Here is a 26,713-nt window from a genome sequence, read left to right on the forward strand (position 1 = left end):
ACCCCGATGGTCCTCGCCGACGGCGTCTCGAAGAGCTTCGGCTCCAACGAGGTGCTGAAGAGCATCTCGCTGTCGGTCAACCCTGGCGAGGTGCTGTGCATCGTCGGCCCGAGCGGTTCCGGCAAGTCGACCTTCCTGCGCTGCATCAACCACCTCGAACGCGTGGATGCCGGACGCCTGTCGGTCGACGGCCAGCTGGTCGGCTACCGGCAGCACGGCGACAAGCTCTACGAGCTGAAGCCCAAGGAGGCCGCGAAGCAGCGCCGCGAGATCGGCATGGTGTTCCAGCGGTTCAACCTGTTCCCGCACATGACGGCGCTGGAGAACGTGATCGAGGCGCCGATCAGGGTCAAGGGCGTTCCGAAGGCGCAGGCCGTCGCCCGCGCGCAGGAGCTGCTGACCAGGGTCGGGCTCGGCACCAAGGGCGATCACTACCCTGCGCACCTCTCCGGAGGTCAGCAGCAGCGCGTCGCCATCGCGCGGGCGCTGGCGATGGACCCGAAGCTGATGCTGTTCGACGAGCCGACCTCGGCGCTCGACCCCGAGCTCGTCGGTGAGGTGCTCGACGTCATGAAGGGGCTCGCCGCATCCGGTATGACCATGATCGTGGTCACGCACGAGATGGGCTTCGCCCGCGAGGTCGCCGACGAGCTGGTCTTCATGGACGGCGGCGTCGTCGTCGAGTCGGGGGACCCGCGCGAGGTCCTCGCCAACCCCCAGCACCAGCGCACCCAGGCCTTCCTCTCCAAGGTGCTCTAGCCCCCTCGCCCCGTCCCCCAAGCAATCGAGCCGGGACTTGTGCACACTCCGACACGGCGTGTCGCGTGCACAAGTCCCGGCTCGATGGCGTCGTCAGGCGCCCAGGATCTTGCGGAGGCGCTGGATGGAGGCGGACTCGGCGGTGCCGAGGGACTGGGCGAAGAGGCTCACGCGGAACTCTTCGAGCATCCACCTGGCGTGCACGATGTTCTCGGGTGAGTGCGGCGCGAGCGGGATGCGGCCGCCGGCCTCGGTGTACAGCGCCACCGCGGTCTCCACCTGCGTCTGCCAGGCCCGGTCGCGGCCCGGGTTCACCGGCAGCGCGGCGATGCGCTGGCTGATGCCGTTGAGATAGCGGGGGAGGTGCTGCAGCTGGTCGAGGCCGGTGGCCGAGACGAAGCCGGGGTAGACCAGGCCGGCGAGCTGCGCCTTCGCGTCGTTGAGCGCCGAGAGGAACACCAGGCTGGTCGCCCCGCTGATCGCCTTCTCCGCGGCGCGGGCGGCGGTCAGGATGCGCGTGACCAGGGCGACGGTGGTGAACATCGAGTCCATCACGATGCCGGAGACGCGGTCGCGGACCGCCTCGAACTCGGCCCGCATGAACACCTGGCCGTCCGGCTTCATCCGATACAGCACGCTGTCGATCACCGCGAGCAGGCAGTCGTCGAACAGCGCCTTGGTGTTCGGGTAGGGGCTCGCGGCGAGCGTCAGCTTCTCGTTCGACGTGAGGTGCTGCTGCACGTACGCCACCGGAGACGGGATGCTCGCCAGCAGCAGCCGGCGCACCCCGCCCGGCATCGCCTTCGCCTGGTCGGCCGGCGTGCCCATCAGCCGGATGCTCACACTGTCGCCGTCGTCGACCAGTGCCGGGTACGCGCGGATCACGTTCTTCGATCCGCCAGGGCCCTCCTGGGTGCTGTCGAGGAACCGCGGGAGCTCGTCCATGTCCCAGGTCGTGAGGCCGGACCGCTCGATCGCGTTCGGCGTGCGCGCCTCCGCCACGCGCGCCACCGAGTCGCGGGCGCGCGTGCGCAGGCGGTCCTGGAGCGCCGCCAGGTCTTTGCCGGACGCGATCGGGCGGCCGCGCTCTCCGACCACCTGGAACGTCGGCGACAGGTGGGCGGGGATGCGCTCCCGCTCGAAGTCGGAGCCGCTCACCCGCGATCCCGTCATCCGGCTGATCGTCGCCGCGAGGGTGTCTGCGAGAGTCGCAGCGGGCTTCTCTCCATCGTGGGCGTGCATACCCGCCGTGCCGCTCAGCTCGCCGAGCAGCCGGGAGGCCCAGTCGGCGGCGGGCACCACCTGGCGGCGGATCGCCTTGGGGAGCGCCTTGATCATGGCGGTGACGAGGTCGTGGCGGAGACCGGGGACCTGCCAGTCGAAGCCGTCGGGCAGCAGCCCGGCCAGCAGGGGCAGCGGGATCTGCACGGTCACCCCGTCGTCCTCCGCTCCCGGCTCGAAGCGGTAGCGGAGGGTGAGCTGCTGGTCGCCCTGGCGCCAGACCGGAGGGAACGCATCGTCGTCCACAGGCGCGGAGTCCGCATCCAGCAGCGCTTCCTGCGTCATGGTCAGCAGATCGGGGGTCTCGTTCCGGGCGGTGCGCCACCAGCCCTCGAACGAGCGCGTCGAGACGACATCGGTGGGGATGCGCTTGTCGTAGAACTCGAAGACGGCCTCGTCGTCGTTGAGGATGTCGCGGCGGCGGGTGCGCTCCTCCAGCTCGCGCAGCTCGGCGCGCAGCTTCCGGTTGGCGCGATCGAAGGCCTGGGGGGAGTCCCACTCGCCCTCGACCAGGGCGTGCCGGATGAACAGCTCGCGCGACAGCTCCTGGTCGATGCGCGCGTACTGCACACGACGGCGGGGGATGATCGGCACGCCGTACAGGGTGACCCGCTCGTACGCGACGACGGCGCCCTGCTTCTTCTCCCAGTGCGGCTCGCTGTAGCTGCGCTTGCAGAGGTCGCCGGCGATCGGCTCGGCCCAGGCAGGGTCGATGGATGCGTTCATCCTCGCGAACAGGCGGCTCGTCTCCACGAGCTCCGCGCTCATCAGGGCGTTCGGCTGCTTCTTGGCCAGGGTGGATCCAGGGAAGATCACGAAGCGAGTCTGGCGGGCGCCGAGATATTCGGAGGAGCGGGCACCGCGGGCTCCTCCCTTGTTGCCGGAGGCCGTGAGGTCTTTCAGTCCGATGTGCGAGAGCAGACCGGCGAGGAGCGACTTGTGGATCCCATCCGGGTTGACGGCAGGCGATCCGATGGTGAGCCCGAGCGGCTTGGCGAGCTGGCGGAGCTGCCGGTAGACGTCCTGCCACTCTCGAACCCGCAGGAAGTTGAGGAACTCGGCCTTGCACATCCGGCGGAACGCGCTCGACGAGAGCTCCTTCTGCTTCTCCTCCAGGTAGTTCCAGAGGTTCAGCAGGGTGAGGAAGTCGCTGGTCGGATCGGCGAAGCGGGCGTGCTGCTCGTCCGCGGTGCCGCGGCGCTCGACCGGGCGCTCGCGCGGGTCCTGGATGGTGAGCCCCGCGACGATCGCCATGACCTCGCGGGAGGTGCTGTGCCGCTTCGACTCCACGACCATCCTGGCGAAGCGGGGGTCGATGGGGAGCTGGGCGAGCTGGCGGCCCACCTTCGTGAGAGCGTTGTCGCCGTCCTTGGTCTTCGTCACGGCGTTGAGTTCCGCCAGCAGGTCGAGGCCGTCCTTGATGCCGCGCGAGTCCGGAGGGGTGAGGAACGGGAAGGCCGCGATGTCGCCGAGGCCGAGCGAGATCATCTGCAGGATGACCGCCGCCAGGTTGGTGCGCAGCACCTCCGGCTCGGTGAACTCCGGACGCTTCTCGAAGTCCTCCTGCGAGTACAGCCGGATCGCGATGCCGTCGCTGGTGCGGCCGGAGCGGCCGGAGCGCTGGTTGGCGCTCGCCTGCGAGATGGCCTCGATCGGGAGGCGCTGCACCTTGGCGCGCACGCTGTAGCGGCTGATGCGCGCTGTCCCCGCATCCACCACGTACTTGATGCCAGGCACGGTGAGGCTGGTCTCCGCCACGTTGGTGGCGAGGACGATGCGGCGACGGATGCCAGGCATGGTCGACGGCTGGAACACCCTGTGCTGCTCGGCGGACGACAGGCGGCCGTAGAGGGGGAGGACCTCTGTGCCAGGCAGATTGCGTCCACGGACCGCGTCTGCCGCATCCCGGATCTCGTTCTCGCCGGACAGGAACACCAGCACGTCGCCCGGCGCCTCGCGGGACAGCTCGTCGATGGCGTCGTTGATGCCCTGCAGGTAGTCGCGGTCTGCGGACGGGACGGGGTCGGCGTCCTCGTCGCTGTCGTCGTCTGTCAGCGCGTCGGCGACGAGCGGCCGGTAGCGCACTTCGACCGGGTACGTGCGGCCGGAGACTTCGACGATGGGCGCCGGGGTGCCGTCCGCGGAGGCGAAGTGCGCCGCGAAGCTCTCCGGGTCGATGGTCGCCGACGTGATGATGACCTTGAGGTCCGGACGCTTGGGCAGGAGCTGCTTGAGGTAGCCGAGGAGGAAATCGATGTTGAGGCTGCGCTCGTGTGCTTCGTCGATGATGATCGTGTCGTATTTGCGGATCATCCTGTCGCGGTGGATCTCGTTGAGCAGGATGCCGTCCGTCATCAGCTTGATTCGGGTGTCAGAGGAGACGCGGTCGGTGAAGCGCACCTGGTAGCCGACGGTGGCTCCGACCTCCTCGCCGAGCTCCTCCGCGATGCGCTCCGCGATGGTGCGAGCGGCGAGCCTGCGGGGCTGGGTGTGGCCGATGTTCTCCCTGCCGAGCTCCAGGCAGATCTTCGGCAGCTGCGTCGTCTTGCCCGAGCCGGTCTCCCCGGCGACGATGACCACTTGGTTGTCGCGGATGGCGCGGGCGATGTCGTCCCGCTTCTGGCTGACCGGCAGCTCGGGAGGAAAGGTGATCGTGGCAGACATGAGCCTTCCATCCTCCCATGTTCCCGGCGCAAACTCCCAGTTTCTATTGCGCGCGCAAACTACTTTGTGCTACAAAGTCGATATGGACACACAATCTCAGCACGAGAAGTCCGAAGACCCGCGCAGCAGGCTCGACATCATCGACGACCAGCAGCGCCGCGTCGACCGCGACTTCGAACGTCCGGTGGTCTGGCTGTACGCAGTGTGGGGGTTCGCCTGGTTGATCGGCTACCTCGTGCTGTGGCTTGCGACGGGACCACTCAGCGGAACCATCCCCGGTCCGCTCGCCGGCATCGTCTTCGCCGTCCTCATCGTCGGCTCGATCGTGGCATCCGCCCTCATCGGCTCCCGCATCGGCAGGGGGATGCGCGGCCCGTCCACGTTCTCCGGCATCGTCTACGGCGTCTCATGGAGCGCCTGCGCCATCGCCTTCGCCGCCCTCGGGATAGGCCTGGTGGTCAACGGGCTGTCCGACGACCTCTCGTCGCTCTATTTCCCGAGCGCGTACGCGCTGATGTGCGGCGCCCTCTACCTGGGCGGCGCGGCGATCTGGCAGGACAGGATCCAGCTCGTCATCGGCGTGGTCCTGCTCGCTCTCGGTGGGGCGGCTCCGTTCGCCGGAGTTCCGTGGAACCTGCTCGTGATGGCCGTCGTCGGCGGTGGTGCCTTCCTGGTCGGTGCAGCGGTCACCGTCGCGCGCGTGCGGAAGTGACGCAGGTGGACGAACTCGACCCGGTCATCCACCCGGCCGTGCGGCTGAAGATCACGGCGACGCTCGCGACCATGCCGCCGGGCGACAGCATGGCCTTCCCCCGGCTGCAGGAGCTGCTCGACCTCACCGCGGGCAACCTCTCCACGCACCTCCGCAAGCTGGAGGACGCCGGGTACGTGGAGGTCGAGAAGACGCACCGAGGCCGCACGCCCGTCACCTACCTGCGCCTCTCCCGCACCGGCCGCCGGGCCTTCGAGGACTACACCGCAGCGCTCCGCGCCCTGCTCGCTCCCTGAGCCGCATCCCGGCCAGCCAGGACACGCGCAGTCCGTGCACGGATTCGCAGGGGATGCGCGGGGTTGCGGGAGTAGGTTTCGTACCAACCCGAATGGGTTCTTTTGTCAATGGAGACAGGGAGCACACGCATGAGCCACGGATTCGCCACGATGTCGGTTGCGAGCATCCTCGCAGAGACGGCACACCGGATGCCGGACAACGTCGCACTGATCTTCGGCGATCAGCAGATCGCATACGGCGAACTCTGGGAGCAGACCCGCCGCTACGCAGGAGCACTGCGCTCCCGCGGCATCGGGGAGGGGGACGCCGTCGCCCTGCTGCTGCCGAACGTGCCTGACTTCCCTCGCGCCTACTACGCCGTCCTCGCGCTCGGCGCGGTCGTCGTGCCTGTGCACGCGCTGCTGAAGGCGGAGGAGATCGCCTACGTGCTGCGCGACAGTGGAGCGAAGCTGCTGATCTGCGCGGCGCCGCTGCTCGCGGAGGGCGCGAAGGGCGCAGCGCTCGCCGGCATCGAGACCCTGTCCGTGCTCGTGCCGGACGACAAGACGGCCGAGCTGCCGTTCGCCAGGCTCGAGGACGAAGCGCGGGAGGCGGAGCCCGTCGACACCTACGTGCCCCGCGACCCGCTCGACACCGCCACCATCCTCTACACGTCTGGCACCACCGGCAAGCCGAAAGGCGCGGAGGGCTGTCACTTCTCCCTGGTCGAGCAGGTGAACGTGCTGCTGGCCGGCACGCTCGACATCGGCCAGGACGACCGCATCCTCGGCTGTCTGCCGCTGTTCCACACGTTCGGCCAGACCTGCGTGATGAACATGGGCTTCCGTGCAGGCGCCGCGATCGTGCTCGTGCCGAAGTTCGACGGCGCGACGGCGCTCGCGCTCCTCAACGCCAACGCGTGCACGATCATGACCGGCGTGCCGACCATGTACATCGCGCTGCTCGAAGCGGCGAAGTCCAACCCGGAGCGGCCGCCGCTGCGCTACGGGATGTCCGGAGGAGCCGCCATCCCCGTCGCCGTCATCGAGCGGATGAAGGAGGTGTACGGCATCGACGTGCACGAGGGATACGGCCTCACCGAGACCTCGCCCGTCGCCTCGTTCAACCACCGGGGCCGCCCGACCAGGGTCGGCACGGTCGGCACGCCGATCTGGGGCGTGGATGTGGAGATCGCCGATGCAGAGGTCGACGACAGGATCGAGCTGCTGCCGCGCGGGGAGCTCGGCGAGATCGTGGTGCGCGGGCACAACCTGATGAAGGGCTACCTGCACCTGCCGGAGGCCAATGCGGAGGCGGTCGTCGACGGCTGGTTTCGCACCGGCGACCTCGGGACGAAGAGCGAGGACGACTACATCACGATCGTGGATCGCAAGAAGGACATGATCGTGCGCAACGGCTACAACGTGTACCCGCGTGAGGTCGAGGAGGTGCTGTCGACGCATCCCGCTGTCGCGATGGTCGCGGTGTTCGGGGTGAGCCACGAGACGCACGGGCAGGAGGTGATGGCCGTCGTCACGGTGATGCCGGGGATGAGCGCGGACGGCGACGACCTGGTCGCATTCGCACAGGAGCACATCGCCGCATACAAGTATCCGCGGCGCGTGGAGATCCTCGAGGCGCTGCCGCTCGGACCGAGCGGGAAAGTGCTGAAACGCGAGCTGGTGGCGCGGTTCGAAGCGGAGGGGGCGGCCGCGGCCGGGGCCCATTCGACCGGAGCCTAGTCGACCGGCCTAGTCGAGTGCGGCCTAGTCCAGCGTGGACACGGTGGGCACCACCGAGTCGCTGAACACTTCGGGGACGCCGGGCTGGAAATCGCCGGAGAGGTAGAGCCGCACGCCCTTGGTCGGGCGCGCGGGGTCGGCGATCTCCGCCGCATCCCTGAGCGACTGGGAGAACCAGGCGTCGCCGAGCAGCGCGAGCGAGAACGCGAGCGCTTCCGCGTCGGTCGGCGCCGTGCTCTCCTCGTCGCGGGCGACGGCGCTCAGCTTGGTGGCGATCAGGGTGATCGGCTGTCCTTCGCTCGCGCCGATGCAGGTGCAGGCGAACACGCACAGCACGTCGGCGCGCTCTGGCGATGCGACGGCGATGGGTTCGGTGGACTGCGGATGCCCGTCGGCGGTTGCAGCGTCGATCAGCGTGAACATCCGGTCGCGCACCGCGGCGAACCGGTCGCCGTTCGCGGCCAGAAGGGCCTCGGCCAGTGCGTCGACCTGCTCGCGCGTCGTCATGCTGTCGACGCTAGCGCACAGGGCGGCCGCACAGGATGCGCCGACCCGTCACGGCGCGGTGTCGAGCGTGCGCAACCGGTACGACGAGTGCAGGTAGAACGCGGCGAGCGCGGCGTAGACCACGCACGCGACGGTGGGGACGAACGCGTCGGCCGGCTTCGAGGCGAGTGCGCCGAGCAGGGCGATTCCCGCGGCGACCGCGAGCCCGGCCCCGATCCAGAACCCGGCGGCAGGGCGGGCGGTCGCGCGCCACCAGACGCGCGGGTCCTCCCTGTTCTCCTCGATCCCGCGAAACGTGCGGACGCCGATGGTGACGTATGCGATGTTGAGGATCGCGACGATCAGCACGTCGATGGTCGCGTTGACGAGCTGCTGGAAGATGAACACGTTCAGCACCAGCAGCAGCCCGTAGCCGCCGACGATGTAGATGATCTTCCCGGTGATCGTCACGATGCGCACACGGCGAGCCTAACGGTCGAGCCCAGCGCCGCACGCGAAGCGGCCCCCGCATCCTTCGATCCGGGGGCCGCTCATCCACGCGGGGCTAGTTGACCTCGTTGGGGTGGGCGCTGACGCGGCCCTCGCGCTCCATCGAGGTGATGGCGGCGACCTCGTCGGCGGTGAGCTCGAAGTCGAAGACGTCGAAGTTCTCGGCCATGCGCTCGCGGCGGTTCGACTTGGGGAAGACGATGTTGCCGGTCTGCAGGTGCCAGCGGATGACGACCTGGGCGGGCGTCTTGCCGTGCGCGGCGGCAGGAGCGGCGACCTCCGGGGCGTCGAAGAGCGGGTACTTGCCCTGGCCGAGCGGACCCCAGGCCTCGATGTGGATGCCGTGCTCGCGGGCGAACGCGGTGACCTCGGGCTGCTGGTGCGCCGGGTGCAGCTCGATCTGGTTCACGGCGGGCACGATGTCCGTGTCGGCCAGCAGCTTCTCCAGGTGCGGGACGAGGAAGTTGGAGACGCCGATCGCCTTCGCGCGGCCGGTGGCGTAGATCTTCTCGAGCGACTTCCACGCCTCGACGAAGGTGTCCTTCTCCGGGGTGGGCCAGTGGATGAGGTACAGGTCCACATAGTCGAGACCCAGCTTCTCGAGCGACTCGTCGAACGCGGCCTGCGCGTCCGTCTGGCGGTCGTTCCACAGCTTGGTGGTGACGAACAGCTCGTCGCGGGCGATGCCGGAGGAGGCGATGGCCTCGCCGACGCCGGTCTCGTTGCCGTAGATCGCCGCGGTGTCGATGTGGCGGTAGCCGACCTCGAGCGCGTCGGTGACGATCCGGGTGGTCTCCGTGGGCTCGACGCGGAAGACGCCGAAGCCGAGCTGCGGGATCTCCGTGCCGTTGTTCAGTTCCAGGGTGGGGATATTTGCGTTTGCAACCATTCCTCTACGGTAATCCCTGACGTTCTGCCGATCCAACCGCCGTCGGTGATGGATTCAGCGCCGCCGGTTCTGAATCGTGCAGATGACGCCGTGTTGCGCCGCAGGTTTACGTCGCATGACGCGCGCCCTGGTATTCCAGGATGCGCGGGCTTAGCGTCGCAGGCATGTCTCAGCTCTCGTCGATCCCGTCGCTCCCGTCCAGCCGCCCGCTGCGCGTCGTCGCCGTGTCCGGCAGCCTGCACACGCCGTCGAAGACCACAGCGCTCGTCGGCGAGATCCTGGCCTCGTTCGGCCGCGAGCTTCCGATCGACGCGCACCTCATCGCCGTCAATGAGATCGGGCCGGACTTCGCGGGCGCGCTGCGCAGGGACGAGCTGCCTGAATCGGTCGAGACCGAGCTGCAGCGCATCGAGAGCGCCGACCTGCTGGTGGTCGCCAGCCCGGTGTACCGCGCATCCTTCACCGGGTTGTTCAAGCACCTGTTCGACTTCGTCGGCCAGTACGCGCTCGTCGACACTCCCGTCCTGCTCGCCGCGACGGGCGGCTCCGACCGGCACGCCCTCATCATCGAGCACCAGTTCCGGCCGCTGTTCGGGTTCTTCCAGGCCCTCACGCTCCCGATCGGGATCTACGCGAACGACTCCGACTTCACCAACGGCGCCGTCACGAGCCTCGATCTGCACGAGCGCATCGACCTGGCGGTCGCCCGCGCCATTCCACTCATCCGCAGCAATGTGGCAGAGGCGGAGTCGATCGCCAAGTACCTGGGACGCTGATGGCGGCCGCCACGGAACCCAGACCGCGCCGCGAGAGCACGCGCCGATGACCAGGCAGCTCATCCTCGGCGCCGTGTTCCGCGCGCTCGGCGCGTTCCCGTCCGGCTGGCGGTACCCCGGGGCGCACAACGATCCGCTGCGCGACCCCGCGATCCTGCGCCGCACCGCGCGTACGGCGGAGGCGGCGAAGTTCGACTACCTCTTCTTCGGGGAGTGGCTCGCGACAGGGGCCGACCTCGAGTTCCGCGACCCGGATCTGCTGGCGCGCATCGACCCGCTGAGCGCCGTCTCGTACCTCGCGGGTGTCACCAAGCGCATCGGCCTCATCGCGACGGCGAACACGGGATACTACGACCTGTTCACGCTGGCGAGGCAGACCGCATCCATCGACCGGCTGAGCGCCGGACGCGCCGGCATCAACCTCGTGACCGGCGCCGACCCACGAGCGGCGGCCAACCACGGGCGCGACCCGCTCGGCGGAGCCGAACCGCGCTACGACGAGGCCGACGAATACCTGCGCGCGCTCCGGCTGCTCTGGGACAGCTGGGAGGACGACGCGTTCCTGCGTGACAGGGCGTCGGGCAGGCTGATCGACCCGGAGCTGCTGCACAGGACGGATGCGGCCGGAGCGCACATCCGCGTGTCGGGTCCGCTGACCGCTCCCCGCCCCGTGCAGGGACATCCGCCGATCGTGCACGCCGGAGGCTCCTCGCGGGCCAGGCGGCTCGCGGGGGAGCTCGCCGACGTCTTCATCGTCGCCGTCTCCTCGATCGACGACGCCGCCGCCGTGCGCGCAGAGACCACCGCCCGCGCCGTCGCTGCAGGCAGAACGGACGGAGGGCCGCGCGTCGTCACGCCGATCCTTCCCGTCGTCGCGGAGACGACGGCCGAGGCGCAGGCGGTCTACGACGAGCTCCTCCGGCTGGTGCCGCTCGCGGACGACCAGGCGGCGCAGGCGCCGGACTTCCCGCCGAACAGGACCATCAGGGCGCTGTCCGGGATCGTCGGGGTGCCGCTCGGCACGCCACCGCTCGACGACGAGGTGCCGCTGCGGGTCGCCCGCAGGTTCGCCGAGGGCGGGCAGCGGCTGCTCGAGGCCGTGCAGACCAGGACCGGCAGGCGGATCGGGGGCGAGCATCCCGTGACGTACCGTCAGCTGCTGGCGGCGCACACCGTTCCCGCCGCCGCGGTCGTCGGCTCTGGCATCGAGGTCGCCGACCATCTGGAAGCCTGGTTCGGCTCCGGCGCCGTCGACGGCTTCAACATCCTGCCGCCGTTCCTCTCCGGTCAGTTCGAGGCATTCACGTCCCTGGTCGTGCCTGAGCTGCAGCGGAGAGGGCTGTTCCGCACCGAGTACGACGGCACGACCCTCCGCGACCACCTCGGCCTCGCCAGGCCGGAGAACCTGCACGTGGCCGACGTGGCCAGGCGCACGGCGTAGCGGGCGCGACGGGCATAGCGGGCGCGGCGGGCGCGCATCCTTGGTGGATGCGCGCCGCTACGGCCTGGGGGTATCGGCCGCCGCCGCCGGTGCCGCCGCCGCGGACCACGCCGGGTCGGTGATCGCCGCGCGCTGCTCCAGCAGCGGGCAGGCGAACGGGTCCTTCTCGCCCAGGCCCACCCTGTTGATGTAGCGCAGCACGATCGCGTACGACTCGCCGAGCCCCGTCTCGGTGTATCCGACACCGTGCTCCGTGCAGAACGCGCGGATCACCGGCGCCGCCCTCCGCAGGTGGATGCTTGGCATCGACGGGAACAGGTGGTGCTCGATCTGGTAGTTCAGGCCGCCCATCAGGAAGTCGAGCGTCCTGCTGCCACGGATGTCCCTGCTGGTCAGCACCTGCCTGCTGAGGAAGTCGAGGCGGGCGTCGTGCGGCACGATCGGCATCCCCTTGTGGTTGGGCGCGAACGACATGCCCATGTACACGCCGAACAGCCCGAGCTGCACGCCGAGGAACGCTGCGGCGATCCCGGGGGACAGCACCCAGAACACAAGAGCGACGAACCCGATGATGCGCACGGAGAGGAACGCGAGCTCCACCGGGCGCCGCTTCACCGGCTCCCTGGAGAGCACCCGCCGCACACTCGACGCGTGCAGCGACAGCCCCTCGAGCAGCAGGATGGGGAAGAAGAACCAGCCCTGATGCCCCATCACCCACCGTCCGGCGCCGCCGAAGAGCATGAGAGGGCGCCGCGTCGACGCCTGCGCGGGGGTGAACACCACGACAGGCAGGTCGATGTCGGGGTCGACGCCCTCCCGGTTCGGATTGGCGTGGTGGCGCGTGTGCTTGTGCTGCCACCAGCCGTAGCTCATGCCGACGAACAGGTCGCCGACGACCAGGCTCGTCCAGTCGTTCCAGCGTCCGGAGCGGAAGATCTGCCTGTGCGCAGCATCGTGACCCAGGAACGCGATCTGAGTGAAGATGAAGGCGAACGCCGCGGCGACGATCAGCTGCCACCAGGTGTCGCCGATCAGGATGAACGCGGCGATGGCCGCGATCGTCGCGACGGGCACGGCGATGAGCCTTGTCCAGTAGTAGCCGTAGCGCCTGCGCATCAGGCCGGACGATTTGATGCTGGCGGCGAGAACGCCGTAGTCGCCTGCCTCGCCCGTGTGCGTCGCGCCCGCCGGCCCTGCCACGATCGGCGCTGCCACGATCCGTGCCGCCATGATGACCCCGTTCCTCGCTGGATGTGCGTGCCAGGGTCTGGGGTACTTCCCTCAGAATACGCTCGCGCGCCGCACGAGCATCCCCATTGACAGGCAACCGGAAGCCGTGCAGCAGGGTGCGACATCGCGCGCCCCGCGCTGCCGTGCGCGGGGCTAGGGTGGCGGCATGGCGAACCGGCTCACGGATGCGATCAGCCCATACCTGCGCGCCCACGCGGACAACCCGGTCGACTGGTTCCCGTGGGGCGCTGAGGCGTTCGCCGAAGCGCGCAGGCGGGACGTCCCCGTGCTCGTCTCCATCGGGTACGCCACCTGCCACTGGTGCCACGTGATGGCCAGGGAGAGCTTCAGCGACCCCGACCTCGCGGCGTTCCTCAACGAACGGTTCGTGGCGATCAAGGTGGACAGGGAGGAGCATCCTGACGTCGACGCCGGCTACCTGTCGGCGGCGAGCGCCTTCACCGGCAACCTCGGCTGGCCGCTGACCGTGTTCGCGACCCCGGACGGGCGTGCGTTCTTCGCAGGGACGTACTTCCCTCCGCTGGCCATGGAGGGGCGGGCGTCGTTCCGGCAGGTGCTCGACGCGGTGTGGGATGCGTGGACGGAACGCCGTGCGGAGGTGGAGAGCAACGCGGCGGCGGTCGTGGCAGCGCTCGCCGCCGCATCCACCGCAGCGACAGCCGTCTCAGAACTGCCGGACTCCCGCGCACTCGACGGCGCGGTGGATGCGCTCGCCGCGGCCGAGGACGAACGCTTCGGCGGGTTCGGGACATCGCCCAAGTTCCCCGTCGCTCCCGTGCTCGGCTTCCTGCTCGCCAGGCAGAGCGGCCGACAGCTCGCCTCCCGCACCCTGCGGCTGATGGCGGAGTCGCCGCTGCGCGACACCGTGGACGGCGGATTCTTCCGCTACGCCACCCGCCGCGACTGGAGCGAGCCGCACTACGAGCGGATGCTCTACGACAATGCGCTGCTCCTGCGCTGCTACGCCACGGCCTGGCAGCAGACCGGAGCGGCCTGGGCGGAGTCCGCGGCGGACGGGATCGCCGCGTTCCTGCTCGGCGTGCTGCGGCGGCCGGAGGGCGGGTTCGCGTCCGCGCAGGATTCGGAGAGCACGATCGACGGAGCGAGGGTCGAGGGCGCGTACTACCGGCTGCCGGTCGCCGAACGGGCGAAGCTCGACCCGCCGCCGATCGACGCCAAGGTGCTCACCGGCTGGAACGGCTTCGCGATCGGGGCGCTCGCCAGAGCATCGTTCGCGCTCGACCGTCCCGCCTGGATGGTCGCCGCGCGCACGGCGGCGGACGACCTGCTCGCGCGGCACCGCAGCGCAGACGGGATGCTCGTCCGGGCCTCCCTCGGCGCCCGCGTCTCCGATGCGGCGGCGACCCTCGAGGACTACGGGGGACTGGCCTCCGGCCTGCTCGACCTGGCTCTCGCCTCCGGAGACGCCGAGTACGCGACGGCGGCACGCGACCTCGTCGACCTCTGCATCGACGCTGCGGGGGACGCGGACTGCGCGTTCGAGACGCCGGGCGGCGGCGACCCCGTGCTGCAGAGCAACGGCATGGCCATCCGCGTCGATCCCTCGGAGGGCGCATACCCCTCCGGTCTGTCATCGGCGGCGACGGCGGCGCACACCCTGTTCCTGCTGTCGGGGGAGCGCCGCTACGAGCGAGCAGCCCGCGAAGGGATGCGCGTGGTCGCCGCCCAGGCGGTCGCCACGCCGAGCGCGTTCGGCGCGGCGCTTGAGCTGATGGTGCGGCTGGCCGAGGAGCCGGAGCAGCTGGTGGTCGTGCTGCCGGACACGGTGGATGCGGGCGGTGCCGACCTGCTCGGCGCCGTGCGGCGCAGGGACACCGCGCTCACGGCCGTGGTCGGGGATGCGGGGGCCGAGGTGTTCGCGGCAGAGGGGTTCGAGCTGTTCGCCGGGCGCGCATCCACTGGGGGGAGGGTTGCGGCGTACCTGTGCCACGACTTCGTCTGCGATCTGCCGGTGACGACAGCCGAGGCGCTGGGCTGACAGAGCCGGGCTGTCCGGGCCGGGCTGAACAGGGCGGGGCTACGCCCGTTCCAGCCGGTCCAGCAGCTCCCAGACCGCCTCGCTCAGTTCGGGATGCGTGAGCGCGATCCTGCGCAGCACGTCGTACTCGAAGCGGGCGAACACGGCACGTCCCGCCGAGGGGTGGTGCGCGCGGGACTGCTCATCGGCGAGGTCGAACCGGTCGATCGCGCTGGCGCGCAGGCCGATCACGACCTGCTGGTCGACGCTCGGCAGATCCGGGATGAACTGCCACGGGTCCTCGCCGGCGCGGCAGCGGTGCTCGATGATCGCGGAGAGCTCGTCGCGCGCCTGCTGGCGCAGCACTTCTATGCTCGTCGGAACCTGACCTGCCACGTACGTCCTCCCCTCCACAGCAGTGCGTACAGCCTAAACGCAGCGCGGCTCTCCCCGGAATTCGCCCGTAATGGTCGCGAAATGCCGGTGACTGTCGCGGAGCCGGCGGGTTTCGCGACAGGCAGTGGCAGCTCGTCCGTTCAGGTGGTGCGGGAGAGGAGGAAGTCGTTGAGAGCGTCCGTCAGGGCGGCGTCGACGGGGAACGTCTGGCCGTCGAGCGCGGTGATGGGAGCGGCCTGGCGCACGGAGGAGACGAGCCAGAGCGCGTCGGCGCTCGTCAGCTCCGCCGCGCCGATCTCCTCGTAGACCGTGTCGAAGCCGCGGGCGGCGAAGAACTCGAAGACGCTCGCCTGGGTCGTGCCGGCCAGGATGCCCTGGTCGGTCTGCGGGGTCCGCACCGTGTTGCCGGAGAGCAGGATGACGTTGGACGTCGGCCCTTCCAGGGCGAAGCCGTCCGAGCTGACGAAGATCACGTCGTCTGCGCCACGTCGCACGGCCTCGCGCTGGGCCGCGCGGTTGACGGCGTACGACAGCGTCTTGGCGCCCTGGAGCAGCCACGGTGAGGTCTCCGCGACGTCGTGCCGGTATCCGCGGTCGAGCGTGACCACGCGGATGCCGCGGCGGGCGGTGGAGAAGTCCTCGCCCTCGTCCACGAAGATCCAGCCGCTCGGGGCTCCCGTGCCCTCCACGCCGCGCGAGTAGATCAGCTTCGCGAACAGCTCGCCGTCACCGCCGTTGCGCTGCTGGTAGTCGGCTACCCCGGCCAGCACCGCAGCACGCCACACGTCCAGCGCGGGGGACGGCAGATCGAGCAGCTCCGCCGAATGGGCAAGCCGCGCGAGGCGCGGTTCGAGCGCCTGGGGGTGTCCGGCGATCACGGCGACCGTCTCGAAGACGCCGTCTCCGCGGGTCACGCTCAGGTCGGTGATGCGCACCTGCGGCGCGTCGAAGTCTGCGAGCACGAAGCCTGCATCCCTGGTATCCAGGGAACCAGCCTCCCGAGGGCCGGTCGGGGCGGTGATGGTCAGCAGCGTGGCACGGGTCATGCTCCTATTGTGAACCTCCAGCCGCCGCGCCCCTAGGTGCAGGCGCTACACGCTCTCACGGATGCGGAACGCGTCGTCTCCGTCCGGCGTCGCGTCCGACACGGCGACGTCGACCACCTCGGAGCCCGGCGGGCCGGTGCGCAGCCAGTCGAGCATCTCCTGCACCTGCTGGTCGTCCCCCTCCACTTCGACCTCCACGCTGCCGTCCGCCCGATTGCGGGCGAACCCGGCGACGCCCAGCCGGTGGGCGGCCTCCCTGGCGCTCCACCGGAAACCGACGCCCTGCACGGACCCTGACACGATCGCTCTCTTGCGGACCATGCCTCCATTGTGCTCCGCAGGCTGGTGCGAGCCACGAGGCGGGATCCGTTTCGGCGCGATGCGTTTGAATAGTCCGGTGACCGCATCCACCATCGCCTCCCTCCGCTCCGACCTCGCCGCTGCGGGGTACACGGTCTCCACCACCAGCGCACTGTGGGGAGCGGAGGCGGCAGAAGCCCTGCACCGCGGTCAGCGCGTCCCTGCCGCTCGCGCACTCGACGCCGAGCGACGCCGCACAGGGACGACCCCGCTGGCCACGCTCGCCACCCTCTTCCTGCTCGGTCGTCCCGTCGACACGGCCGACCTCGCGGATGCGTTCCCCGCCCTCGGGGTCGACGGCGCGGTCGCGCTCGGCCTGGTGGGCGGGACCGGGGGCGGACGCTATTCCGCAGCAGTCGACCTGCGCCCGTACAGTTTCGTGGACGCGCACGGCCCCGCCGACTGGTGGATCGTCTCCGACCTGGGCGAGCTCGCCCTCGGTCACGCGCTTCCGGTCGACCACGTGCTCGGCGTCGGCGGCGCATCCACCACCCTCAGCGGACTGATGCTGCAGAACCCGGTCGACCGCGTCCTCGACCTCGGCACGGGATGCGGCATCCAGGCCATGCACGCCTCCCGCCACGCCAACCACGTCGTCGCCACGGACATCTCCGAACGGGCGCTGGATCTCGCGGCGTTGAACGTCGAGCTGAACGGGATCGAGGGCGTCGAGTTCCGCCTCGGGAGCCTGTTCGACCCGGTCGGGGGTGAGACGTTCGACCACATCGTGTCCAACCCGCCGTTCGTCATCACGCCGCGCGCGGGGGGCGTGCCGCAGTACGAGTACCGCGACGGCGGGATGGTGGGCGACGCGCTCGTCGAGGCTGTCGTGCGCTCGGCGGGGTCGTATCTCGCGCCGGGCGGGGTGGCGCAGTTCCTCGCCAACTGGGAGTACCGAGGGGATGGCGCGGGAGACGCGTTCGACAGGGTCTCGGGCTGGATCGACGCGTCGGAGGTTCCGGTGGATGCGTGGGTGATCGAGCGCGACGTCGAGGACGCCGCCCGCTACGCCGAGACCTGGATCCGCGACGGAGGGACGAGGCACGGCACCGACGCGTTCGACAGCCTCACCTCCGCCTGGCTCGACGACTTCGAGCAGCGGAACGTGCGCTCTGTCGGCTTCGGCTACGTGCTGCTGCGCCGCCCGATCGCCGGCGAGACCACGCTGCGCAGGCTGGAGCGCAGGCACGGCGCGCTCGGCTCGAACGAGGCAGGACTCGGCGTGCACCTCGGCGACAGCCTCGCGGCGCACGACTGGCAGGCCGCGCTCGGCGACGAGGCGTTCGCATCCCACCGGTACGCGGTGGCGGGGGACGTGACGGAGGAGCGGCATTTCTGGCCGGGAGACGACGCCCCGACGGCGATGCTGCTGCGCCAGGGCGGCGGCTTCGGCCGGACGGTGCAGGGCGACACGGGACTGATCGCGCTGGTCGGCGCGTGCGACGGCGAGCTGAGCGTCGCGGCGATCGTCGCTGCGCTCGCGCAGTTGCTCGAGGTGGACGAGGGGGCGCTGTCGGCGGAGCTGGTGCCCGCGGTGCGGGCGCTGGTGGTGGACGGGTTCCTGGTGCCGGTGGAGTGACGACGGTGGCGTGACGCCGGTGGAGTGTCGCAGTGGAGTGGCGCCGGCGGGGTGTCAGCGCTGGATCGCGACGAGCCGCACCTGGTCGAGCATCCCGTCGGCGATGGTCGCCGTCATGAACGTGCACTCCGGCTGTCGCCTGCGGTCGGTGGGGGAGCCGGGGTTGAGGAGGCGCAGTCCGTTCGGCGCCGTCGTGTCCCACGGGATGTGGCTGTGGCCGAATACCAGGACGTCGGTGTCGGGGAAGGCCGTCTCGCAGCGCAGCTCGCGGCCCGTTGCCTGTCCCGTCTCGTGGACGACCGCGAACCGGAGGCCGCCGAGTTCCGCCGTCGCGACCTCGGGGAGTCGCTCGCGCAGCACGCCGTGGTCGTTGTTGCCGTAGACGGCGATCAGGCGCTTCGAGCGGGCCTCCAGGAGGTCGAGGGTGGCCGCATCCACCCAGTCGCCGGCGTGGATGACGACGTCGGCGTCGTCGATCGCCGCGAGGAGCTGCGGTGGCAGTGTGCGGGCGCGCGCCGGGAGGTGGGTGTCGGAGACGAGGACGAGGCGGAGCGGCGCTGGCATACGTCCAGCGTGGCACGTGCGGTGCCGATCCCTCCACAGCCCGCCATCCTGAGGACTTCTCCACCAGTCCACGGCAAACGGTTCGCAAACGCGTGCCACGGTAATAGCGTCGAACCATGGAACTTCGCACTCTCGGAAACAGCGGCACGATCGTGTCGGAATTCGCCCTCGGAACGATGACGTTCGGCGCAGAAGCCGACGAACAGACCTCCCACCTCCTCATCGACACCTATCTGGATGCCGGCGGCAACTTCATCGACACGGCCGACGTCTACAGCGCGGGCACCTCGGAGACGATCATCGGCCGCTGGCTGGCGCAGAACCCCGGCCGCCGCGGCGAGGTCGTCATCGCCACCAAGGGCCGCTTCCCGATGGGAGAGGGGCCCAACGACATCGGCCTGTCCCGCACCCATCTCCGCGCGGCCCTCGACGCATCCCTCTCCCGGCTCGGCGTCGACCACATCGACCTCTACCAGATGCACGCGTGGGATGCGCTGACCCCGCTCGAGGAGACGCTCGGCTTCCTCGACCAGGCGGTCCGCGACGGCAAGATCTCGTACTACGGCTTCTCCAACTACCTCGGCTGGCAGCTCACCAAGGCGGTCCAGCTCGCTCGCGCCAACGGCTGGGCAGCGCCGGTCACGCTGCAGCCGCAGTACAACCTGCTGGTGCGCGGCATCGAGCACGAGGTGGTTCCCGCAGCACTGGATGCGCGCATCGGCCTGCTGCCGTGGTCGCCGCTCGCGGGCGGCTGGCTGAGCGGCAAGTACACCCGCGATCAGAACCCCACCGGAGCCACCCGCCTCGGCGAAGACCCGAAGCGTGGCATGGAGGCGTGGGACAAGCGCAACGCAGACCCTCGCACCTGGGAGGTCATCGACGCGGTCGCCGCCGTCGCGAAGGAGACAGGCGCGTCCGCCTCTCAGGTCGCGCTCGCCTGGCTGGCCGACCGCCCTGCGGTCACGTCCGTGATCCTCGGCGCGCGCACCGTCGACCAGCTCACCGACAACCTCGCCGCTTCGGACCTCACCCTCACAGACGCCCAGGTCGCCACCCTCACCGACGTGAGCGCTCCACGCACCGACGACTACCCGTACGGCGCGCCCGCCATCGCCCAGCGCCACCGCAAGCTCGAGGGCGGCCGGTGACCCCAGCCCACCCCGCGCGCTCCACCCACCCTCACCGCACCCACCTTCACCCCACCCCGACCGTCCGGAAGGAGAATCGGCCGCCGCGCGCCGCTTTCTCCTTCCGAACGGAGCCGCCGGCGGCGTGTCGTGCGGGTTCTCCTTCCGAATCGAGCGACTCAGCATGAACGAGCGCAGGCAGCTCGCCCTGACCCTGCTGGTCGCCGGCACCTTCTTCATGGAGAACCTGGACGGCACGATCCTGGCGACCGCAGCGCCGACCATCGGGCGGGCGTACGGCATCGACTCTGCGACGGTCGGCGTGGCGATCACCGCATACCTCGTGACCCTCGCCGTCCTCATCCCGATCTCGGGCTGGCTGACCCAGCGGCTGGGCGCACGCGTCGTGTTAACCGGCGCGATCGCCGTGTTCACCGTCGCATCCGTGCTGTGCGCGGCGAGCTCGGATCTTGTGCAGCTCACCGCGATGCGCGTGCTGCAGGGCGCAGGCGGGGCGATGATGGTGCCCGTCGGGCGGCTCGCCGTGCTCAGGGTCACCGAGAAGAAGGACCTGGTGCGCGCCATCGCGTGGCTGACCTGGCCGGCCCTCGCCGCTCCGATCGTCGCCCCGTTGGTCGGCGGGCTCCTCGTCACCTTCGCGAGCTGGCAGTGGATCTTCCTGCTCAACGTGCCGCTCGGCGTCGTCGCCTTCATCGCCGCCATCCGGCTCACCCCGCGCGAGACCGAACGACAGCGGGTGCCGCTCGACTGGGCGGGCTTCGCGCTGACGTTCACCGGCGTCGGCGGCGTCGTCGTCTTCGGCGCCCTGCTGGCGGACCCGGCCGCGCCCGCTGTCGCGACCATCGCCGCAGGCGTCGCGGGTGGGCTGCTGACGGGGTGGGCCGTCCTGCACTTGTTGCGGACAGCGCATCCCCTGCTGGATCTGCGGGCGTTCCGGATCGAGACGTTCCGGGTCACGCACGCGGGAGGGTCGCTGTTCCGGCTGACCATCTCGGCGGTGCCATTCCTGCTGCCGCTGTTCTTCCAGGATGCGCTCGGCTGGTCGCCCGTTCAGGCCGGCGCCATCGTCCTGACCCTGTTCGTCGGCAACCTCGTCATCAAACCGGCGACCACCCCGATGCTCGTACGGTGGGGGTTCAAGCGCGTGCTCATCGTGTCGACGGCGGGCGCCGTGCTCAGCATGCTGCTCTCGGCGTTCATCGCTCCGCTGACGCCGATCGCCCTCGTCGTCACGCTGCTCGTGTTCAGCGGCATGACCCGCTCCACCGGCTTCACCGCGTACAACACGATCGCCTTCGCCGATGTGCCCTCCGCCGAGATGACCGCGGCCAACACGCTCGCGTCGACGGTGCAGCAGATCGCCGCGGGGCTCGGCGTGGCCGTCGGAGCCGTCGCGCTGCGATTCGGCGAACCACTCGCCCGGCTGACCGGTCTGCAGGAGCCGGCAGGGGCATACCGGGTAGCGTTCGTGATCATCGCACTGCTGGCCCTCGGCTCCGTCGTCGAGGCCGTGCGGTTGTCACCGGGGGCGGGAGACAACATCCGGCCCGCCCGCCGCGGGGTCAGCGCGCCTTCGGCACCACGGTGAGGACGCGCTCGATGTACTCGAAGAACGCGTCCATGTAGCTCTTCAGAAACGCCTCGGTTCCTGGATCGGTGACGGTCCCGTCCTCGGCGATCAGGCCGGGCCGCAGCGTGATGTACGCCTCGGGCGCGTTCATCTGCGGCGCCTGCAGGAAGCTCAGCACGCTGCGCAACTGCTGCTGCGCCACGGCGGTTCCGATCGCTCCGGGGGATGCGCCGATCACCGCCGTCGCCTTCCGCGCGATCACGTTCTCGCCGTGCGGGCGGCTCGCCCAGTCGATCGCGTTCTTCAACGCACCGGGGATGGACCTGTTGTACTCCGGCGTCACGAACAGCAGGGCGTCCTGGGCGGCGATCGTCGCCTTGAAGTCGAGCACCACCTGCGGGAAGTGACCGTCGAGATCCCTGTTGTAGAGGGGCAGTTCGCCGATCGGGATCTCGGTGAACGTCAGATCCGCCGGAGCGAGGGCGATCAGCGCCTTGGCCAGCAGTCTGTTGATCGAGTGCGTCGAGAGACTGCCCACGAAATAGCCGACCCGATACGGCGGCGTGAGCTCGTTGATGGTTGCCATGTGCCCAGCATCCACCCGTCCTCTGCCGTCTGTCGAGGACCACGGCGAACCGAAATAGGGCATCTTCCCGATGTCCGCGCTCTGCCTTAGAGACGAGAGTCGAACCACCGAGAAAGAGACGACAGCAGACAGGGGAAGACGACGATGCTGCTCGAAGAGTATGTGGCAGACAGGGTGCGGGCGTCCGAGACGGCGGCGCATATCAGAGAGCTGGAACTGCTGCGCGTGATCCGCGCGGCAGACGACGGACAGGACGGCGATGGGGCGAAGGCCACGCGGCGTTCCGACGCCCCCGGCGAGGCCAGGGAGACGGGCTGGTCGGCCCGTCGCAACGCGGCGCGCGCACGAAAGGCGGAACGGGTTGAGGCCAGAGCGGCACGGCCGTCCGCCATCCCGGCCGTGCCCCGGAGCAGCACGCAGCAGCCCGGCTCGACGCAGTCCAGCACGACGCAGCCCAGCACGACGCAGCCGGACGCCGTACCCCGCCAGACGGAGCGCGAACTCCAGCACCTCGCCCGGTGACCAGCGCCGCCCTTCCCACCCCGCAATCCGCCGCCCGCGAACGCCCGTCGGCGACCCCTCCGAATGTCGGTGGTCGATGGCAAGATCAGTTCATGCGATCACCGGCGTCGAGCGCTTCGTTGATCGGACGGGAGTCCGATCTCGCTGCGCTGCACGACGAGCTGGCCGCAGTCGCCGACGGGCAGCCGCGGGCGGTCGTCGTGGGCGGCGAAGCCGGGATCGGCAAGTCGCGGCTGATCGCAGAGTTCCTCGCCGACGCTGCCTCGACGGCCACGGTGCTCACCGGTCGCAGCGTCGACCTGGGCACCGACGGCGCTCCATACGCCCCGTTCACCGCGATCCTCCGCCAACTGGTCGACGCGATCGGGCTGGATGCGGTCCTCTCCGCCGCGGGACAGGGTGCAGGGGTGTTGTCCGTGCTGCTTCCCGAGCTCGCCTCGACGGACGCCGTGCCAGCGCGCACCGGCGCCGAGCGACTGTACGAGCTCGTCACCGTCCTGTTCGAGAACGTGTCGGCCGCGCATCCACTGGTCGTCGCCGTCGAGGACATCCACTGGGCAGACATCGCCACCCTGGAGCTGATTCGGTTCGTCATCCGCATGATGGAGCGCGGGCGGTTCCTGCTGCTGCTCAGCTATCGCAGCGACGAAGTCCTGCGCGGCCACCCGCTGCGTTCCTACCTCCCCGAGCTCGATCGCACCCGGCGCGCCACCCGCTGGGAACTCGGACGGCTGAGCCGTGCACAGGTGGCAACCCAGGCGGAGCAGATCCTCGGCTGCGCACCGGATGCTGCGACGGTCGACAAGGTCTACCAACTCAGCGAGGGGGTGCCGTTCTTCGTCGAGGAGCTCATCGGCATCGAACACCTCGGCACGGGGGAGGACCTGCCAGAGACGCTCCGCGACCTCCTCCTCGCCCGCTACGAACGGCTCAGCGAGCCGGCGCAGCGACTCCTCCGGCTGCTTTCCGCCGGTGGCGTGTGCGTCGAGCACGACCTGCTGGCTGCGGTGTTCGACGGAACGGCCGACGACCTGGATGCGGCCGCCCGCGAGGCCGTCGTCGCGCACGTTCTCGCCGCGGACACCACCGAGTACTCGTTCCGGCACGCGCTGGTCAGGGAGGCGGTGCACGCCGACCTGCTTCCGGGGGAGCGCACGCGATTCCACACCAGGTACGCGGTCGCCATCGAGGAGGCCGGCGGCTCGGCCAGCCAGATCTCGTATCACTGGATGGCGGCTCACGACCTCCGGAGGGCGTTCATCGCTTCGCTCGAAGCGATGGAGGAGTCCCGGCTCTCCTACGCGTACAGCGCTGCGGCCGCGATGGGCGACAGGGCGCTCGAGCTGTGGGATCGGGTCGACGGCGCGGAGGAGCTCGCGGGGCGCAGCCGCACGGAACTCCTGTCCCGCACCGCGTCGGCGCTGCGCAACGCCGGAGACAGCGAGCGCGCCCTCGCGCTCGTCAACGTCGCGCTCGACGACGCGGACGGCCTGAGCCCAGACCGGCACGCGCGGCTGCTGCGCGACAAGGCGCAGTACCTCGCCAACCTCAGCAGGCCGGGGTCGGTCGACCTGCTACAGCGGGCTCTCGCCATCGCTCCGCACGACCCCGGCGACGGCCTGCGCGCGCAGCTCCTCGCCGAGGTCGCCGGCCGGCTGATGCTGGAGGCCCGCTATGACGAGGCGATCCGCACCTCGACCCTGTCGATCACGGAGGCCGCCGACGAGGCGAGCGCCCGGCGTTCTGTGGCGCACACCATCCGGGGAACCGTGCTCGTCAACGACGGCTCCATCGAGGAAGGGCTGGCCGACCTCGACACCGCCCGCGTGCTGGCAGGGACGGACAGCGGACCGCTCCTGCGCAACGCGGTCAACGCCTCCGACGTGATGAACCTGCTCGGCCGCTTCGACGACGCCGTGCGCATCGCCCAGGCCGGCGTCGAGCAGGCGAAGCTCCGCGGCGTCGAACGCACCTCTGGCGTGATGCTGGCCTCGAACACGGTCGAACCGCTCCTCGCCCTCGGCAAGCTCGACCTCGCAGAAAACATGCTCGACCCCGCTCTCGAACTCGACCCGCCGCCCGGGTTCCGCGTGCACCTGCAGCGCATGAAGCTCTGGCTCACGCTCTGGCGCGGCGACACTCAGCGCGCGGAAGACCTGCTGCGCCGCTGGCGGAAAGGGATGCTGGTCCAGGCCGAGATCGAGATGCAGTCCCGCCTCGGATTCGCCCGCGTCGCCGCCGAGATCGAGGTCGCACGCGGAGACGCGGCGGCCGCGTGGCGCGACGCCAGCGTCGTGCTCTCGGACGCACGCCGCTCCATCCCCGCATACGACCTGCCGCTGCTCGCGGCGGCGGCCCGTGCCCTCTCGGAGCTCGGCGCGAGCGAAGGGGCCACAGCTCCCGGTGGTGTGCCGGATAGCGGTGCCGGCGGCGTCCCCGGCATCGGTCCTGGCATCGGTCCTGGCACCGGTCCTGGCGGTGTCGCCAGCGACGGCCCCGCGGTCGTCGACGCTCCGTCTGCGGCGCGAGCGCTGCTCGCCGTCCTCGCCGAACTCAGTACCTGGCCCACCTTCCCTGTGTGGGCGCCGCTCATCGAGGCGGAGCTCGCCGGAGTGCTCGGCCAGCTGCCGGCGCAGGTCGTCGCGGCGTGGGAGCACGCGGTCGATGCCGCACGCGGTGCAGGCGCCCCGGCGCATCTCCGCCCGTACACCCTGCTCCGGCTGGCGCAGGCGAACGCCGTCGCGGGGAATCGAGCGGCGGCGGAGCACGCGGCCGCCGGGGCACGGCAGCTCGCCGACGCTCTCGGGTTCGGCCTGCTGGTGGATGCGGCGGATCACCTCGTCGCCTCCGCCGTTCCCGCCAGACACGTCACCGCGAGGGGAGCCGAACCGGTGCTCACCGACAGGGAGACCCAGGTGCTCGCCCTCATCGAGCAGGGCCTCAGCAACAAGCAGATCGGCGAACGCCTCTACATCAGCGCCAAGACCGCCAGTGTGCACGTGTCCAGCATCCTCCGGAAGGTCGGAGCCTCGTCACGCACGGAAGCCGTCTATCGCGCGGCGAGGGCGGGCGCTGGGCGGCGCTGACGCGTTGCGGTGCGGTGGCGATGACGTGCGTTGCGGGCGTGGGGCACCCGGTTTGCAGAGGGTGCTCGCGCCGAAGGATGTGCACCACGCGGTGAGCGTCGCGCCCTAGCTGTCGACGGCGCCCTAGCTGTCGTCGCGCCCTAGCTGTCGACGACCAGGGCGCAGCCGATGCACAGCTCGGCTGTCGGGCGAGCCCGCAGCCGGTCGACGCCGATCGGTGAGCCGCACCGGGTGCACGAGCCGAACGTTCCGAGCCTCACCCGGTCGAGGGCCGCATCCACCGCCGTGATGTCGTCGCTGGTCTCTCCGCGCAGCGCCTGCAACCGGCTCCACTCGGACGAGAGCGTCGGCCCCTCCGGGTCGTGCTCGTCGTCCGCGGTCGCGTCGGAGCGGGCCGACAGCACGATGCCGAGTGATTCGGCGAGGCGTTCCGCCTCCGCCTGATCGCCGCGTCGTCGCTCACGCAGCAGGTCGACCAACTCGTCGATCTGCTCGCGGCTCAGATCGCCGGGCGCCGAGACCACTGCGCCAACCGAGCCGGTCGCGCCCCCCGAGCCGGCCGAGCCATGGCGGTGTCCGTGGCGGCCGTGGTCCGGCGCATCCATGTCCTGCCCCCGCAGTCGCTGTTCGTTCACGTTCGTCGTCGTTTCATCCATTCGCATCATTGCGCCCCCATCACGCGGTTCGATCGAGGACAGGGTACGCCTCGACTGCCGGAAAATCGGGATGCGGCGCTCGCGTACTCTCGAAAGATGCCATCGTTCCGCGTCATCGTCGCTGTCGGTCTCCTCCGCCCCGGCGTCCAGCCGGCTGCCGTCGTCCCCGCTGCCGCAGACGCGGTGGCCGAGCTCACCCTGGTCGAAGCGAGCAGCCTCGATGTGGTCTCCCGCGAGGCTCGAGTGACGGTGCGGTTCATGGCGGACGACGTCGACCAGGCGATCCCGATCGCTGAGCACGCGGTGGACCGCATCCACAGCCTCGCCGATACGGGGCCGTGGCGCCTCACCGAGCGCGTCGGCGGTCGCTGGTTCCGGCGCGCCTGACGGTTGACGGCACCGGCGCGGCGCCAGGTCCCGCCGAGCTGGGCCACG

24 protein-coding genes are annotated in these 26,713 nt (G+C 70.2%); 13 read left to right on the forward strand and 11 right to left on the reverse strand.

The annotated features are described in order from the left end of the window. Window positions 1–6 precede the first annotated feature (6 nt). On the forward strand, window positions 7–759 hold the full coding sequence (locus ASE16_RS12515; protein ID WP_055895373.1) for an amino acid ABC transporter ATP-binding protein: 753 nt from the start codon (window positions 7–9) through the stop codon (window positions 757–759). A 93-nt stretch (window positions 760–852) separates the two neighbouring features. On the opposite strand, the gene hrpA is transcribed toward ASE16_RS12515, so the two are convergent. Further along, window positions 853–4,704 (reverse strand): ATP-dependent RNA helicase HrpA, encoded by a 3,852-nt coding sequence (gene hrpA, locus ASE16_RS12520; RefSeq protein ID WP_055895375.1) that lies wholly within the window; start codon window positions 4,702–4,704, stop codon window positions 853–855. 82 nt (window positions 4,705–4,786) lie between these two features. Between hrpA and ASE16_RS20140 the strand changes: the two genes are divergently transcribed. The 3 genes from ASE16_RS20140 to ASE16_RS12535 all read left to right on the forward strand — a co-directional run bounded on the left by ASE16_RS20140 (window position 4,787) and on the right by ASE16_RS12535 (window position 7,434). Beyond that, window positions 4,787–5,416 carry a hypothetical protein gene (locus tag ASE16_RS20140; protein ID WP_055895378.1) on the forward strand — a complete coding sequence of 210 codons (630 nt, stop codon included), beginning with the start codon at window positions 4,787–4,789 and terminating at the stop codon, window positions 5,414–5,416. 5 nt (window positions 5,417–5,421) lie between these two features. After that, window positions 5,422–5,712 (forward strand): winged helix-turn-helix domain-containing protein, encoded by a 291-nt coding sequence (locus ASE16_RS20145; protein ID WP_055896466.1) that lies wholly within the window; start codon window positions 5,422–5,424, stop codon window positions 5,710–5,712. A gap of 129 nt (window positions 5,713–5,841) precedes the next feature. Next, the gene (locus ASE16_RS12535; protein ID WP_055895380.1) at window positions 5,842–7,434 is read left to right on the forward strand and encodes a long-chain-fatty-acid--CoA ligase; all 1,593 of its coding nucleotides are present in this window, start codon (window positions 5,842–5,844) and stop codon (window positions 7,432–7,434) included. 24 nt (window positions 7,435–7,458) lie between these two features. Here the strand turns inward: ASE16_RS12535 and ASE16_RS12540 are convergent, their stop codons facing one another. The 3 genes from ASE16_RS12540 to ASE16_RS12550 form a co-directional block, all read right to left on the reverse strand. After that, on the reverse strand, window positions 7,459–7,941 hold the full coding sequence (locus tag ASE16_RS12540) for a hypothetical protein (RefSeq protein WP_055895382.1): 483 nt from the start codon (window positions 7,939–7,941) through the stop codon (window positions 7,459–7,461). Window positions 7,942–7,989: 48 nt separating this feature from the next. Beyond that, on the reverse strand, window positions 7,990–8,400 hold the full coding sequence (locus ASE16_RS12545) for a hypothetical protein (RefSeq protein ID WP_055895385.1): 411 nt from the start codon (window positions 8,398–8,400) through the stop codon (window positions 7,990–7,992). 85 nt (window positions 8,401–8,485) lie between these two features. Further along, complete coding sequence (locus tag ASE16_RS12550; protein WP_055895387.1) at window positions 8,486–9,319, reverse strand: aldo/keto reductase; 834 nt, start codon at window positions 9,317–9,319, stop codon at window positions 8,486–8,488. 164 nt (window positions 9,320–9,483) lie between these two features. On the opposite strand from ASE16_RS12550, the gene msuE reads away from it, so the two are divergent. Further along, window positions 9,484–10,095, forward strand: coding sequence for an FMN reductase (msuE, locus tag ASE16_RS12555; protein WP_055895390.1), 612 nt, complete (start codon window positions 9,484–9,486; stop codon window positions 10,093–10,095). Window positions 10,096–10,141: 46 nt separating this feature from the next. Next, the gene (locus ASE16_RS12560; protein WP_055895392.1) at window positions 10,142–11,536 is read left to right on the forward strand and encodes an NtaA/DmoA family FMN-dependent monooxygenase; all 1,395 of its coding nucleotides are present in this window, start codon (window positions 10,142–10,144) and stop codon (window positions 11,534–11,536) included. Between the two features lie 57 nt (window positions 11,537–11,593). Here ASE16_RS12560 and ASE16_RS12565 read toward each other — a convergent pair whose 3' ends face one another. Continuing rightward, window positions 11,594–12,766, reverse strand: a complete 1,173-nt coding sequence (locus ASE16_RS12565; RefSeq protein ID WP_055895394.1) for a fatty acid desaturase family protein — start codon at window positions 12,764–12,766, stop codon at window positions 11,594–11,596. A 166-nt stretch (window positions 12,767–12,932) separates the two neighbouring features. On the opposite strand from ASE16_RS12565, the gene ASE16_RS12570 reads away from it, so the two are divergent. Next, window positions 12,933–14,786 carry a thioredoxin domain-containing protein gene (locus ASE16_RS12570; protein ID WP_055895396.1) on the forward strand — a complete coding sequence of 618 codons (1,854 nt, stop codon included), beginning with the start codon at window positions 12,933–12,935 and terminating at the stop codon, window positions 14,784–14,786. 39 nt (window positions 14,787–14,825) lie between these two features. On the opposite strand, the gene ASE16_RS12575 is transcribed toward ASE16_RS12570, so the two are convergent. From ASE16_RS12575 to ASE16_RS12585, 3 genes are all read right to left on the reverse strand, one after another. Beyond that, entirely contained in the window at window positions 14,826–15,161 is a 336-nt protein-coding gene (locus ASE16_RS12575) for a hypothetical protein (RefSeq protein ID WP_055895399.1), read from the reverse strand. Window positions 15,162–15,301: 140 nt separating this feature from the next. After that, window positions 15,302–16,207, reverse strand: coding sequence for an aminodeoxychorismate lyase (locus tag ASE16_RS12580; protein WP_055895401.1), 906 nt, complete (start codon window positions 16,205–16,207; stop codon window positions 15,302–15,304). A 45-nt stretch (window positions 16,208–16,252) separates the two neighbouring features. Continuing rightward, on the reverse strand, window positions 16,253–16,528 hold the full coding sequence (locus tag ASE16_RS12585) for an acylphosphatase (protein ID WP_055895403.1): 276 nt from the start codon (window positions 16,526–16,528) through the stop codon (window positions 16,253–16,255). A 58-nt stretch (window positions 16,529–16,586) separates the two neighbouring features. On the opposite strand from ASE16_RS12585, the gene ASE16_RS12590 reads away from it, so the two are divergent. Beyond that, entirely contained in the window at window positions 16,587–18,146 is a 1,560-nt protein-coding gene (locus tag ASE16_RS12590; RefSeq protein WP_055895405.1) for a methyltransferase, read from the forward strand. 54 nt (window positions 18,147–18,200) lie between these two features. Here the strand turns inward: ASE16_RS12590 and ASE16_RS12595 are convergent, their stop codons facing one another. Continuing rightward, a complete protein-coding gene (locus tag ASE16_RS12595) occupies window positions 18,201–18,710 on the reverse strand; it encodes a metallophosphoesterase family protein (protein WP_055895408.1) in 510 nt (169 codons plus the stop codon). Window positions 18,711–18,826: 116 nt separating this feature from the next. On the opposite strand from ASE16_RS12595, the gene ASE16_RS12600 reads away from it, so the two are divergent. After that, a complete protein-coding gene (locus ASE16_RS12600) occupies window positions 18,827–19,858 on the forward strand; it encodes an aldo/keto reductase (RefSeq protein WP_055895410.1) in 1,032 nt (343 codons plus the stop codon). Between the two features lie 163 nt (window positions 19,859–20,021). Next, a complete protein-coding gene (locus ASE16_RS12605; RefSeq protein ID WP_055895412.1) occupies window positions 20,022–21,446 on the forward strand; it encodes an MFS transporter in 1,425 nt (474 codons plus the stop codon). On the opposite strand, the gene ASE16_RS12610 is transcribed toward ASE16_RS12605, so the two are convergent. Then, a complete protein-coding gene (locus ASE16_RS12610; RefSeq protein WP_055895414.1) occupies window positions 21,421–22,014 on the reverse strand; it encodes an NADPH-dependent FMN reductase in 594 nt (197 codons plus the stop codon). The two genes, ASE16_RS12605 and ASE16_RS12610, sit on opposite strands and share 26 nt — an antisense overlap. A gap of 144 nt (window positions 22,015–22,158) precedes the next feature. Here ASE16_RS12610 and ASE16_RS12615 point away from each other — a divergent pair, with 144 nt between their 5' ends. Next, entirely contained in the window at window positions 22,159–22,536 is a 378-nt protein-coding gene (locus ASE16_RS12615; RefSeq protein WP_055895417.1) for a hypothetical protein, read from the forward strand. Between the two features lie 92 nt (window positions 22,537–22,628). Continuing rightward, window positions 22,629–25,622, forward strand: coding sequence for a helix-turn-helix transcriptional regulator (locus tag ASE16_RS12620; RefSeq protein ID WP_055895420.1), 2,994 nt, complete (start codon window positions 22,629–22,631; stop codon window positions 25,620–25,622). A gap of 140 nt (window positions 25,623–25,762) precedes the next feature. Here ASE16_RS12620 and ASE16_RS12625 read toward each other — a convergent pair whose 3' ends face one another. Beyond that, window positions 25,763–26,278: a TraR/DksA family transcriptional regulator gene (locus ASE16_RS12625; protein ID WP_235500482.1), complete on the reverse strand. Its 516-nt coding sequence runs from the start codon at window positions 26,276–26,278 to the stop codon at window positions 25,763–25,765. 96 nt (window positions 26,279–26,374) lie between these two features. Between ASE16_RS12625 and ASE16_RS12630 the strand changes: the two genes are divergently transcribed. Further along, on the forward strand, window positions 26,375–26,665 hold the full coding sequence (locus tag ASE16_RS12630; RefSeq protein ID WP_055895423.1) for a hypothetical protein: 291 nt from the start codon (window positions 26,375–26,377) through the stop codon (window positions 26,663–26,665). The last annotated feature ends 48 nt before the right edge of the window (window positions 26,666–26,713 follow it).

It is taken from the genome of Leifsonia sp. Root227, from assembly GCF_001428745.1.
Classification (GTDB): Bacteria; Actinomycetota; Actinomycetes; order Actinomycetales; family Microbacteriaceae; genus Leifsonia.